Source organism: Bifidobacterium dentium JCM 1195 = DSM 20436 (genome assembly GCF_001042595.1).
Taxonomy (GTDB): Bacteria; Actinomycetota; Actinomycetes; order Actinomycetales; family Bifidobacteriaceae; genus Bifidobacterium; species Bifidobacterium dentium.
The window spans coordinates 1,491,554-1,505,272 of record NZ_AP012326.1; the positions used below are offsets into that span (position 1 = coordinate 1,491,554).

Here is a 13,719-nt window from a genome sequence, read left to right on the forward strand (position 1 = left end):
CTCCGCTAATTGTTGAGCGAACGCAGGAACTGCATCTGTACCACGTCGGCACCGTCGCGCTCGGCGTCATCCATGCGCGAGGCAGCCACGGACAGCGTGCGCGCAGGTACGAACATACCCTCATCCACGCATACGCGCGCCGCCCTGCGTACCAGCGAGGCGACCTCGGTTTTCGGCCATACCGGCAGACCGGCCTGTTCCAACACCTGCATGGCTTCCGGCACGGTGGTCGGCACGGGAATGCATTGCGATTGCGCTCGTGCGATCAGTTCCCGCAGTTCGCCTTCCAACGAGCCGATGCGGCCCGAGGCGATGTCATCGCTCACAATATAGGCTGCCGCCGCGATGTCGAAACGATCGCACATCCATTCGGCATAGGCCAGCCGATAGTAGGCGAATGAGGCGTCGTCACGGTCCAAGGCCACATGCAAGGCGTTGAGGCAAGCCGCACGGGCCGGATCCCAATCCTCTTCGCGAGCCAGCTGGACGGCGAGTTTCAGATGCGACAACGGATAGGCGGGTGCGTACCGCACCATGGCGTTCAGATGAGGCAGTGCGGCCTTCGCGCCCTTGATCTGGGCAAGTATGTCGGCCAGTTCCATGTGGGCGTAGAACAGATTGTCGGGAATCAGCACGGTGCGCTCACCCTCGGTGGCGAACATGCGGTTGTAGATCACCCGTTCCGCATAGGAGTTGAAGTAGCGAGGCACGCCCGGATTGGACTCGAACAGCTGGTCCATGCGACGCAATGCCGCTTCGATCATCTCTACGGCCTGATCGATCTGGCCGCTGAACAGCAGATCACGGGCCTTCATGCGTTCGGCGTCAAGATCGTCGGCCAAAGTGAACGAGAAGTCCGGCGTATCATTGCCGTCGATCAGCGCACTGGTCACCTGTGTGGCGAGTCCCGTCAGTTCCGGGTCGCCTATGGCGTTGATGATGTCCATCGCACGCTGTGCCTTGGCCACGGAGGGCATGCCATCGTCGGCGGCCAACTGGTGGAACTCCCCCACGGCGCGCTGCAGCAGATCGACGCGTTGGATCGACAGTCCGGATACGTCCCCGCAACCAAACAGTTCGGCGCTTTCCCTGCCGAATCTTTTGTCGGAAAGCTCCGGCTCTTCCTGCGATCCGGTCGGGGAGAATCGACTGTCGCGCAGGTCGAACGTGGCATCGACCGGTTTCAGCGCGCCCATGCCGTCCACATCCATTTCCGCATCGAACATGCGATACGTGGGCACGGGGTTGGCCAATCCGTCCGTATGCAGACGTTTCAGGAATTCTTCACGTGTGAAGGTGACCGTCACCAGATTGCGCACGGTCGGGTTCTTACGCAGCTGGCTCATCGGATCGTCATCATCGCCGTTGCCGTCGATATCCGCATCCGTGAAGGCGATCATGCCTGCGTCGCCGATGTCGCCCGTACCTTGCACATCATCCTCGCTGTCGGATTGCGGCATGCTGAAGGTCATGTCATCGAAGTCGATGTCCTTCATCAGGTCTTCGAACTGGTCATCGAGCGCCGCATCATGGTCATCGGAGGAAGAAGTCGAATCCGCGGAGGTTTCGGAAGGGCGTGTGGGAGCCGTCATGGCCGGATCCCCGTGGAAGTCGCCGTCCTTCGGAGCCGCCTTGGAACGCGATGGGCCCATTTCACCGGTACGGATGCGTTCGAAGGCGCTCAATGCTTCGCTCATCAGCTCGCTGATGGCGGAGTCCTGCTCGGCGACGGCTTCTTCCAGACCGATGGAGTCGATGTGCATCGATACACGTCGCACATGCGGATCGGCACCGAAGCTCAATGCCGCCATGAGCAGACCGATGCGCAGATTGTAGTCGGCGCTCATGCGGGCGCGCTCCGCATCCCCCAGTTTCACCCATGCATGATGTTCCGGGTCGTATCGGGTGGAAGGCATCATGGACACTCCGGCCGAAGTGAAGCCGATTGCCACGTTGCCGTCTTCGAGGCTGCAACGGAATTCCACGTCGAAACGGTATGGCAGGCGCAGGCTTCGCAGCAGACGCGCCATGGCTTGGCGATACACCCATTCCGAGCCGCCTTCGGTGAGACATGCTTCGCTCGGCGATTCATCCTTGGTGTCTTCGGCAATGTGTCGTCGGGTCTCGTCGGCGATGTCGACGAGTCTGGCGACGGCCTGGATGCCGCTATCCTGATGTGAATCGAGGATGGCCCCGAATTCATCGTCGGGTTTCAAAGCGATCAATGCTGGATTCTCCAGCAATGCCAGATCGATCTGCGCGGCTTCGGCACGAGTGACCGTGTCTTCCGTGGGCAGGCATCCGATGCGCGCATTGCGTTCCAGCCAGGAGCTTACGGCGGCAAAACGGTTGAGATTGCCTTCGATGTTGAGCGCACGCAGGGCGGCACCGAACGGCAGGGTGGAATCCCATGCGAAGAAATAGCAGTTCGAATAGCTGGACGTATACAGGTGCAACGGTTCGGCACCATGTACCGCCTCCAGCATCTGGTTCTGCTCAAGCGCACCGGCCTCACGCATCAGATCGGCGAAATAGTCCTCCAGGCCGGAAGCGCGCATGCCATGTGAACGGGCGCTCATCGTATCGCGTATGGAACGTCGAATGGCCCCCATCGGGGCTTCGCGGTTGAGGCGGCGGAAGATGTTGCCCGAGCCGAAACCGATCAGCAGGCCATTCATCTGCGGCAGCATGTATGCGGCGAAGAATGCGATGGTCAGCGCATCGCGGAACTCCAGATCGTAACGCATCGCCTCCGGCAGTTTGGCACGTAGTTGTTCCAACGTGTACCGATTGCCGACCTTCAGCCATGAGGCGAGCCACATCATGCGCCCTCCTTCGGCTCGACCGACCACACCGCCCTGCGAGGCCTTCACCATTTTCGGCGGATTGGACGGCGCATGGCCGAAACGCATGCCGTCGGGCAGGGTCAGCTCCTCCTCTTTGACGAAGACGAACCGGGGCTCCATGCCCTGAACGTCCATGGACGGATCGGTTCCTGCGAATACACGCGCCTTGCTGTCGGCCAGAGCGATCTGCGCGAAATGGTCCTTATCGGTGAACAGGCCGATGGAGAACGCCTGTCCCTTGGTCTGAGGCAGCTGAGCCCAGCCCAGCCTCAATCGTCCGGGAACGCCTTCAAAACCGTCGAACACGCGCCTTTTGGTCAGAGGCCCCAATCGAACGGCATTGCGGGTCAGCTCGCCGACCACATCCTGCGGGGCGTTCAGGGCCGCGCCGAACGGATTGCCGAAGGTGGTATCGGACGCGCCGGCGTCAACGTGATCGCCCCGCAAACGTCCCAAGGTTTTGTGCACCCCGCGCATAAGGCGATCCAGCATATCCCGGTTCGCGCCCGGCTCATCCGCTGAAGGCGATGATGATGTGAGGTGAGACATGGTAGCCATTCTTTCAATCCAACCCGACATGCAGCCATTAGAATAATGACGTGATCTCTTCGAAGCAGCGTATTCAGACACGTCACCGCATGTGCGCAGCCATTCTATCCGCTCTTGCCATCATGGTGCTGATTGAGTGCGTGTTGTGCAACCTGCCGTTCTGGAGAACGCTTGCCGCCAGCGGTGATTCCGCCGCCGCAAGCAACACGTTGGGGCCGGGTCTGGAACGCACCGCCGACGGCATGCTCACCGTCACCGACCCCACGCAGGCCTATCTGCAAGTGGTCGCCGACGGTACGTCAGCCTACATACGCATCGATCCCGTATCGGGACGGACGATCGACAAAGCGCGCCAGGATGCCGAAAACAAGGGCACCGAACCACCGCTCACCACCATTCGGGTACGGCCGGACGCCGATCGGGTCGCCTGCACGATTCGCTCCGTGTCACTGTCCCTGCCCCGCTCGCTGTATGTGAAGGCGGAGGCCGGCAGAACGGTGCGCGTGCAGATTCTGGAACCGAAGGGTTCACGGATTCCGATTCAAGCCGTACGCGCCAATGTGCGCGTGCCTTTCGAAATCAGTCCGCTTCGTATCGGCCTTATGGTCATCGTGTTCGCCTTGCTGCTGCTATGGAGACCGAATTCGCGTCTGTGGAAGGTGCCGCTTGATACGTCCGCCGTTCGCCAGCGCACGGCCTTCGCCCTGCTCATGGCCATTCCCGCCATCATCACCATCTGGAACGTCGTATGGCAGATTCGTTCCGCCGTCCCCCTGCAGTTCCATGCCGACGGCATGTACACCTACGATTTCGACCAGTACGACCATATGGCGCAGGCGCTGCGCAACGGCCACACCTGGCTTGACCTGGAAGTGCCGGACGAGCTCCGCGACGCTGACAATCCGTACAGCGCCGAAACCCGGCAGCGTCTTCTTGACGACGGTGTCAGTCCGATCTATTGGGATTACGCCTACTATCAGGGTCATTGGTACTCCTATTTCGGCGTGCTTCCGGCAATCATGCTGTTCCTGCCGTTTCGTGCGATCACATCGCTATGGGTCGAGGGCGGGCTCATGTTGCCTTCCAGCGCGGCGGTGCTTCTGCTCATGTTCGGTTTTCTGGTGTTTGCCTGCCTGCTTACGGTGCGGCTGATCGAACGCATCCGCCCCGGTTCCTCCCTCGCGGCGGCCAGTCTGCTGTGCGTGTTCATGTTGTTGGCATCCAACAGCGTCTATCTGTGGTATCGCACGAATTTCTATTCGGTGCCGATCGCCGCCTCCCTGTTCCTGAGCACACTGGGGTTGTGGCTATGGTTGGGAGCCGCGAAGCCATTGCCTTCCGCATCCCATGACGACATGCCTGCGGTGGAGGATCCGCCGGCGTTGTCACTGCCGCACTTGGCGGCCGGCTCGGTATGCATCGCCGCGAACCTCGGCTGTCGGCCCACGTTCACGGTGGTGGCACTGCTGGCGTTCGCGATTTTCCGGCCGCAGATTCATGCCATCATCCGTCAATGCAAAGTGCGGCGTGACGGTGGATCCGTCAGCCACGGTACGGGCGTATTGCGGCTGCTACGCGCACCATTCGCCGTGCTGGTTCCCGCACTGGTCGTGGTCGTTCCACTGCTTGCCTACAATGTGGCACGATTCGGATCCGTCCTTGATTTCGGCAGCAGCTATCAGATGACCGTCACCGATATGACGAATTACCATCAGCCATTTGCCAACTTTCTGCTTACCTGCGGATATTATCTGTTTCTGCCGTTACGATTCACCGATCAGTTCCCGTTCCTAGCGGTCTCTCCGACGCCTTTGCCGTCGTGGGGCTTCACCGAGGCGATGCCCGGTGGCTTGTTCACAACGGTGCCGCTTGCCATCACCGCACTCGCGCAGCCATTCCTGCGGCGTCGCATGCACCGATCTGGCCGAGCGAATATGTGGGGTATGCTGACGGCATGTTTGATTCTGGGACTGCTGACCATAGCGCTTGACTCGCGCCTCGGAGGTCTCGGATGGCGATACATCGCCGATTTCGGCTGGTTGTTCGCGTTGGCCGCCCTGCCGGCATGGCTGTTCGCGCTCGATTGTTCCCGTCCACGACTGAGATGGCTGATGCGCGCGGGTGTTCTCGCGCTGCTGATGTTCTCGATTACGATCACCGTGCTGTCGCTGTTCATGCCAGGGCGCGAGGATGAGTTGATTCGCGCCAATTCGGTATTGTTCCTTGAAGTACAGTCATGGTTCGCACTGCCCTGATTCGTTGCGCATATGCCATTTACAGCGAATATTCAGCCTATTCTCATGATTCAACGAGCGAATTTACCTGTTGTCTTTGAGGTACGGCGATAATAGTGGCGGATATCCCCCTTTCGCCTTGAGATGAATATCGTCGGAGTCATATGTTTATGAAAAAGCTCGCCATATTGCCGAACCACCCTCGGGCCAGACGCTGGTCCGCCGCACTCATCGCCTCCGCCATCGCGCTGGGCGCATGCCTGTTGAGCTACGACAATGTAGAGGCGCAGATACGTCAAAACCGTATCGAACGGCTCAACGCCCGAATAGAAAACGTATACACCGCCGACTATCAGGACATGGCCGACGACAATCTCAAGGCCGAGAAAAGCCAGGCCGCGGCCACGGAAGACGACATCTTCGTCAAAGAGAACCCTTACGGCACCAACACCACGTCGCTGTACGTGTATTTCACCACCGATGACGCCGTCTCCGTCAGCTATACCGTGCACGCGGACGGATATGCCGACTTCACACGCACCGCATATCAGGAATCGCAATACCAGCGCACGCACGAATTCCAACTGCTGGGACTCATACCCGGCAAGACCAACACCATCACCCTCACACTGACCAACGCAGACGGCGACGCACGCACGCATACGATCACCCATAGGGGCGCCTCACTGCTCGGCAACGAGGAAGTGCAGCTCGAATCGACCAAGACCGCGGAAACCGGGGAGAATCTCGGTGATGGCCTGTATGCGATTCTCGGCAACGACAGCGACGAGCAGGACTTCATGTTCTACTACGACACGAACGGCGTGCTGCGCGGCGAGATCCCCGTGCTCTACTACCGTTCGCACCGTCTGCTGTTCGATGACGACGGACTCATGTGGTTCTCCGCCTCCACCAAGCACATGGTCGGCATGAACCGGCTCGGCAAGCTGGAGAAAATCTACAATCTGGGATCCGACTACATCCTGCACCACGACTACGCCCTGGACGATGATGGCAACATCGTGATGCTCGCCACCGAGCTGAACCGCAGCGACAACGCCGTACAGGATCAGGTCATCAAACTCGACACCACCACCGGCGAAGTGACCGGCCTGCTCGATTTCGGCGAGATGTTCGCCGACTACAAGGCCTCCTCCACGCATGCGGGCACCGACGAATCGGATTCCAACGCGAAGAACCGCTGGGACTGGCTGCACTGCAATACCATCCAACTGCTGGAAGACGGCTCCGCCCTGTTCTCCGCACGAGAGACGTCGACCATCATCAAAGTGAACGACTTGGAATCGAAACCGACGCTCGCCTACATGATCGGCGAAGCATCCGTGTGGGCCGGTACCGACGAAGCCGACTCGTTCCTCACCAAATCCGGCTCGTTCCCCGACACCGGCGGACAGCATTCGATCACCTACGTAACCGATGATTCACTGTCGGACGGCCAGTACTATCTGTACATGTTCAACAACAACTTCGGCACCGCCCTGACCCGACCCGAGTTCGACTGGTCCGTGATCGACGGCATTTCGACGGAGTTCTCCTCCGACACGGCGCGCTCGCAGTACCGCAAGTATCTGGTCGATGAGAACGCCGGCACGTACAGTGAAGTGTCGTCGTTTGACGTGCCCTATTCGCCGTACGTCTCCTCCGCGCAGGAGCTCGACAACGGCAACATCCTCATCGATTCGGGCATGAAGGGCCTGTTCGGGCAATACTCGTCCGATGGTACGCTGCTGTCCGAGTTCAGGATGACGCTCAACACCAGCTATATCTACCGCGTCTACTCCTACGATTTCCAAGGTTTCTATTTCGCCTGACCACACCCACCGACGACTCACGCCGATTGAGGATGGTCACTATACAATGATTCCCATGGGATTCTTCGATACGCTCTTCACCGCCAAACACGACACCCCCATCTCGACCGTGACCTTCACGCTCGACAACGCCGCACATACCTATGAGGACGGCAATATCGGCCTGGATGCCACAACGCTGACCATCACGCCCTCCGATAGGCGGGTGGCGGTGATCGGCCTGAATGGTTCCGGCAAGACCACGTTGCTGAAACTGCTTGACGGGGCATTGCCAGCCACCGCAGGCTCGGTCCGGATCACGGCCGACGGCACGGATTACGATCCATCCGTAAAGCGTGACCTGAAGCGTGTCGAGGATTGTATCGGACGCGTACGCCGCGAGGAGATTCCGAACGGCTATTACCAGGCCTCCTCGATACGCGAGGCGATCGACCAGCCGTTGAAAAAACATAAGGTTCCGGAAAGCGAACGTCAGGCGATCATCGGCAATCTGTTCGCTCATTTCGACCTGGCATCGGTCGCGAAGGAACCCGCTTCCGCCTTGGATGGCGAGAAACGGCATCTGCTGGCGATCGCTTCCGCGCTGAGCTTCTCCCCTGCCGCAATCGTAGCCGATGAACCGACCAAGGGATTGGATGAGGTCGCTTCGGCCAACGTGGCCAAGGCGCTGTTCAGCTATGACAGGCAGGTGATCTTCGCCACGCACGACACGGCACTCATCACCCGCCCCGAATATGCCATCGACCGTACGCTCGTGGTCGACGAGCACAACGTGGTCTTCGATGGCACGCCCCATGACGCCGTCGCCTTCTACACCGACCTCATCCGAGCCAAGTATGAGGCATCCAGATTCCCTCAATCTGCCGACGCTGACGGCCGCTCAGCGTCGGCAGATTGAGAAGGACTAGCCGATCAGTTCGTTGACGGTGTCAAGCACGATTTGAACGTTACGCCGAAAATCCTCCGGCTCCGGCAGCAGGGAAATCGCCAGATAGCCGTTTGACGTCATGTCGAAGAAGTAACCGGGCTGTCCGGAAACGCCATGCCGCTCGATCATGGCAAGCACCAGCTCGTTTTCGTCAAGCACGCTTGGCACGCGCAGAAGCACATTCCAGCCGCCTTCCGCCCGCAGCACGCTGACCAGACCATTCGGGTCCGTCTTCAGCATGGCGTGCAATGTCTGGAGATTGCTGCGCACACGCGCCCGTACACGTGTGGTTTGCTCCGGTGCGGCCTGAAGCATCGACGGAATCCGTTGGGCGATGATCTCACTCATCGGCAGATAGTCGTCGGCGATCACGTCCAGCCTGCGTTTGGCCTCGGCCACGTCCTCGACGGGTCCGGAGACCTGGATCCAACCGACTTTGGCGTGCGGTGCGGCGAGCATCTTCGAAAACCCGTCCAGCGCGAACGTAAGCACGCCATGCTCACCCGCCAATCGTGCGTTGCCTTCGAACGGTTCGAGATCGTAATCATAGAACACTTCGTCGGCGATGATGGCCACCCCATGCTCACGGCACAGTTGCACTATCGCCTCGCGTTCCGGCGTCTTGACATACGAGCCGGTGGGATTGTTGGGGTTGATGAGTATCAGCGCACGGATACGTCCACCATGTTCACCTTCCAATGCCTCGCGGAGCTCGGCGACATCAATGTACCAGGAGCCGTCGAATCGTTGCTGGTATTCAATCGTATCGACGCATTCGAGACGTGCGATGGATTCGATGAGCGGATAGCCCGGCTTCGGCGCGAGCACGGCATCGCCGGCATCGCATAGCAGCTTGATCAGCCAGGAATACGCTTCCGACGTAGAGCTCAGGATATAGAGGTCATCCGCTTCGCAGCGTCCGTTCCCCCGCCCGTTAAGGAACGTCGCCAATGCCTCGCGCGCATACCGTTGTCCTTTCGGTTCGGCGGAATAGACCTCCGGCACCGATGCCGGGGCAAGACCATGTCGGGTCGGATTGGAATCGTTCAGTTTGCCGAGGGTCACGCCTTGGCGTTTGGCCGCGGCCTCCTCCACCGCGATCGGATTGGGCTCACTGATATCGACTCGAGAAGAAAAACGCATGACTCCACCCTACTCCCCGGACGTACGGAAAAGGCCGCCTGACGAATCAGACGGCCTTGAACGATCGATGCTACGGAATCACTTCATCTTGGTGCTTGCATAGTACGCAGCGCCGATGATGCCGGCCTCGTTGTGCAGCTTGGCCGCGACGATCGGGGTCTTGATGTCGATGTACGGCAGGAACTTCTCGGACACGCGGGACACACCGCCGCCGACGACGAACAGCTGCGGATCCAGATAGAACTCCATGAGGGAGTAGTACTTGGTCAGACGCTTGGCCCACTTCTTGTAGCCCATGTCGAGCTTCTCACGGACGGATGAGGCGGCGTACTTCTCGGCATCGCCCTTGCCCTTGAGCAGTTCCAGATGGCCGAGCTCCGTGTTCGGGATGAGTTCACCGTTGAAAATCAGGGCGGTGCCGATGCCGGTACCCAAAGTGGTGGCCACGACCAGGCCGTTCTGCCCCTTGGCGGCGCCGAACTGCTGTTCGGCAAGGCCCGCGGCGTCGGCGTCGTTCACCACGGTGACCGGACGACCGCATGCCTCGGAGAATACCTCGGTGACGTCCACGCCAACCCAAGACTGATCCAGATTGGCCATGTAGCCGAGCTTCTCTCCCACATGAATCGGAGCCGGGAAAGCGATGCCGACCGGAGCGGTCTCCGGAACCTCAAAATGCTCGAGCTGCTGGCGAACGATTTCACCGACGGCCTTCGGAGTGGACACCTCCGGAGTAAGAATCTTCAGACGAGGCTCAGCAAATTCGCCCTTCTCCAGGTTAACCGGGGCGGCCTTAATGCCGGAGCCGCCGATGTCAACGCCGAAGGCTTGTGCAGTCTCAATCATCTCTGACCTCTCTATGCAGGTAATGGTGGGTGTAATCGAACCGGTATCCGCCATAGTAACTCGTGCCATACCCACTACACGCGCGGAACGCACAAATAGTGAATACGATTGCATGATTTGCCATACTTAACCGACTCAACATTCCGCTCCCCCGAGATGGATAACGATTGCGCCCCCGACCGGCCGCCTGAAACCGTAACCGGACCTCACCTATATCCATACCGGCGCGTATATATGGTTCCACAAGTTTCAGGGAAGGTGAAAACCCTTACTGGCGGTAACGGTGAAACCGATGACCATAACGGCCCACCACCGAAGCCCGCGACCCGCGAATGCGGCTGATCCGGTGAGAATCCGGGGCCAACGGTCAAAGTCCGGATGGAAGAAACGGAGCTCACCATGAGTGTATCTTCGCATAGCGCGCAGCAGTCCAACAACCAGTCCCGACCGGACAACGAGCATTCCACGGGAGTGGCCGATTCCGGTCGCTGGTCCACCAAACGCATCGCCATGTACGCGTTGTTCGTGGCATTGGCCATGGCCGTCAGTCTCATAGAATTCCCGATCATCCCGGGCGTGCAGTGGCTCAAGTACGATCCGTCGGGCATCGTCTGCCTCGTGGCGGGCTTCGCATTCGGCCCTTCGGCGGCCGTGATCGTGAGCGTACTCGGCTTCGTCCCTCATCTGTTTACCAATCCGTGGGGTACGCTGATGGCGGTGCTCGTGGCGTTGGCGCTATCGGTGCCGGCCTCGCTCATCTACCGCAGGAACAAGACCCGCAAAGGCGCGTTGCTCGGCATCGTCGTCGGCGCGATCATCGCGCTCGCGGCGGCGATCGTAGGTAACATCATCGTCACGCCGTTCTATGCGCACATGACCACCGCGCAGGTCGTGGCACTGATCATTCCGGCACTCCTGCCGTTCAACGCATTGAAGTTCACGATCCACGGCGTAGTCACTTTCCTGGTCTACAAGCCGATCTCCAACCTGCTGAACCATTGATGTCGAACACTCCCGTCATCGAGCTGCATGACGTTCGCTTCAGCTATGACCACGGCGCCACCTGGGCGTTGGATGGCATCGACCTGACCATCCTGCAAGGCGAACGCATCTGTCTGACCGGCGCGAACGGTTCCGGCAAATCCACGTTGTCCCGTGTGATCGCCGGGCTGGTCGCGCCCGATTCGGGAACCGTCACGCTGCTCGGCAATGTCGCCTTCGATGATTCCGGCACCCATGCCGACGCATACCGCACGGCCCGTCATGGCATCGGCGCCGTCTTCCAGCATCCGGAAGATCAGATCGTCACCACGATCACCGAGGATGATGTCGCCTTCGGTCCGGAGAATCTTGCAATCGCACATGATGATATCGGGACCAGGATCACCGCTTCTCTGAAAGCCGTCGGCATGCAGAACTACCGCAAGGCCGATCCGACCAGGCTGAGTGGCGGCCAACAACAACGCGTCGCGATTGCAGGCATGCTCGCCATGGATTCGCAAGTGCTGGTATTGGACGAGCCGACCGCCATGCTCGACCCGCAGGCACGCGCCGACATCATGCGGGTGCTCGACGATCTGCAGGAACGCGGCACCACCATCATCCTGGTCACGCATCACATGGACGAGCTCGTGCACGCCGATCGTGTGGTCCGGCTGGAGCGGGGACGCGTGACGGACACCGGTTCCAAGGGAAACCGTCCTACACCCCCGTCGCATTCGACCGACACTCGCCGACGGATTGGGAATCCGGCCGAAAGCGCTTCGTCGCAATCCGCTCCCATCATCAAGGTACGTGATCTCGCCTATCGTTATCCGAACGCCGACTCATCCGTCTTCGAGCATCTTTCGCTGACCATCAACCGGGGCGAGACGATAGCGCTTATGGGGCGCAACGGTGCAGGCAAAACCACCTTGGCCCGCATGCTTTGCGCATTGGAGACCCCACAATCTGGCTCCATCATCATCGACGGCATCACCGTTGCGCAAGCCGTCGGCTCCGGCGCATCGAAGCCGCTCAACCGCAAAGCCCGCGAAAAGCTCCGTGCCACCGTTGGCTTCGTCATGCAGCATCCGGAACGGCAGCTATTCGCCGAAACCGTCGCCGATGACATCGCCTACGGCCCACGCAATCAGCACCTGACCGAGGCACAGGTTCAGGAGCGGGTCGAGCAGTCCCTGCGGCTCTTGCATATCGAACATCTGAAGGATCGCTCCCCGTTCGATCTGTCCGGAGGCCAGCAGCGTCTCGTGGCCATCGCCGGTGTGATCGCCCGCAATCCACGCATACTCATCATGGACGAGCCAACCGCCGGACTCGACGAACAGGCGACCGTACGCGTGCACGAACTCATCCGCACGTTGCACGACGATGGCGTGACCACGCTCATCATCTCGCATTCGCAAGCGGAGGTCGACGCCATCGCCGATCGCACCATCACGCTTGAACCACAAGCGTCATCGACGACGCGGTCTGATGACGGCGAGCAGGATCCGTCCGCGGCCGCACCCATGAAATCGGGGCGGAGCGACGGCCGCAAGCCGTCCTTCATCGACGGTCTCGACCCACGTGTGAAGATGATATCCGCACTCGCACTGATGTTCTCCGCCTTCGCCATCAACTCCGGCCGGCAGTTGCTACTGTCCGCAATCTTCACCGGCATGATTATCGGCGCCGCCCGACTCAATCCATGGCGATTGCTCAGATCCGTGCACATGTTCCTGATGTTGTTTGCATGCTGTGGCCTGCTCAATGTCTTCTTCGTACGTTCCGGTACGACTGTGGCTCAGCTGGGACCGATCCCGATCACCGACGACGGCATCACCATCGCGCTGTTGTACGCCTGCCGGTTCGCCGTAGTCATCGTGCTGGGAGCGACATTCCTGAACACGACCACACCGACGGCAATGACCGACGCCTTCGAATCGTTACTGTCGCCTTGGAAGCGTTTCGGTATGCATACGCAGGAGACTGCGCTCGTCATGAGCCTGGCTCTACGCTTCCTGCCGACGCTCGGCACCGAGGCGAAATCCATTGTCGACGCTCAGGCGGCGCGTGGCGGCGTCATAGAGACCGGTTCGCCCGCACAACGCATCAAGGCGATGACGGCCATCATCATACCGGTGTTCGCGGGCACGATCCGGCACGCCGACAATCTGAGTCTCGCTCTTGATGCACGCTGCTATGAGGAAGGCGTGGAACGCACTCACTGGCGCGTCATGCGCGTCACCGCACGTGACATCGCTGCGGCCGCCGCAGTCATCGCCTATCTTGCGGCGTTGATCGCCTTGCCGGCGTTATGCTAGTGATTGTTCCGTCTGCGGTATCGCGACGATTAAGGA

Annotated in this window: 8 protein-coding genes and 1 riboswitch; of the genes, 5 read left to right on the forward strand and 3 right to left on the reverse strand. The window is 60.0% G+C overall.

What is annotated here, in order from left to right:
- Window positions 1–5: 5 nt before the first annotated feature.
- Entirely contained in the window at window positions 6–3,338 is a 3,333-nt protein-coding gene (locus tag BBDE_RS06460) for a hypothetical protein (protein WP_033488956.1), read from the reverse strand.
- A 146-nt stretch (window positions 3,339–3,484) separates the two neighbouring features.
- On the opposite strand from BBDE_RS06460, the gene BBDE_RS06465 reads away from it, so the two are divergent.
- From BBDE_RS06465 to BBDE_RS06475, 3 genes are all read left to right on the forward strand, one after another.
- Window positions 3,485–5,650, forward strand: a complete 2,166-nt coding sequence (locus tag BBDE_RS06465; RefSeq protein ID WP_003839814.1) for a hypothetical protein — start codon at window positions 3,485–3,487, stop codon at window positions 5,648–5,650.
- Between the two features lie 143 nt (window positions 5,651–5,793).
- The gene (locus tag BBDE_RS06470; protein ID WP_003839813.1) at window positions 5,794–7,461 is read left to right on the forward strand and encodes an aryl-sulfate sulfotransferase; all 1,668 of its coding nucleotides are present in this window, start codon (window positions 5,794–5,796) and stop codon (window positions 7,459–7,461) included.
- 55 nt (window positions 7,462–7,516) lie between these two features.
- Entirely contained in the window at window positions 7,517–8,359 is an 843-nt protein-coding gene (locus BBDE_RS06475) for an ATP-binding cassette domain-containing protein (RefSeq protein WP_048349418.1), read from the forward strand.
- 6 nt (window positions 8,360–8,365) lie between these two features.
- On the opposite strand, the gene BBDE_RS06480 is transcribed toward BBDE_RS06475, so the two are convergent.
- Both BBDE_RS06480 and ppgK read right to left on the reverse strand, forming a co-directional pair.
- On the reverse strand, window positions 8,366–9,532 hold the full coding sequence (locus BBDE_RS06480; RefSeq protein WP_003839809.1) for a pyridoxal phosphate-dependent aminotransferase: 1,167 nt from the start codon (window positions 9,530–9,532) through the stop codon (window positions 8,366–8,368).
- A gap of 78 nt (window positions 9,533–9,610) precedes the next feature.
- Window positions 9,611–10,378: a polyphosphate--glucose phosphotransferase gene (gene ppgK / locus BBDE_RS06485; RefSeq protein WP_003843557.1), complete on the reverse strand. Its 768-nt coding sequence runs from the start codon at window positions 10,376–10,378 to the stop codon at window positions 9,611–9,613.
- A gap of 241 nt (window positions 10,379–10,619) precedes the next feature.
- A riboswitch (FMN riboswitch) is annotated at window positions 10,620–10,772 on the forward strand.
- Window positions 10,773–10,777: 5 nt separating this feature from the next.
- Between ppgK and BBDE_RS06490 the strand changes: the two genes are divergently transcribed.
- Complete coding sequence (locus BBDE_RS06490) at window positions 10,778–11,380, forward strand: ECF transporter S component (protein WP_012902234.1); 603 nt, start codon at window positions 10,778–10,780, stop codon at window positions 11,378–11,380.
- Window positions 11,380–13,683: an energy-coupling factor transporter ATPase gene (locus tag BBDE_RS06495; RefSeq protein ID WP_003839803.1), complete on the forward strand. Its 2,304-nt coding sequence runs from the start codon at window positions 11,380–11,382 to the stop codon at window positions 13,681–13,683. The genes BBDE_RS06490 and BBDE_RS06495 overlap by 1 nt, the downstream gene beginning before the upstream one ends.
- The last annotated feature ends 36 nt before the right edge of the window (window positions 13,684–13,719 follow it).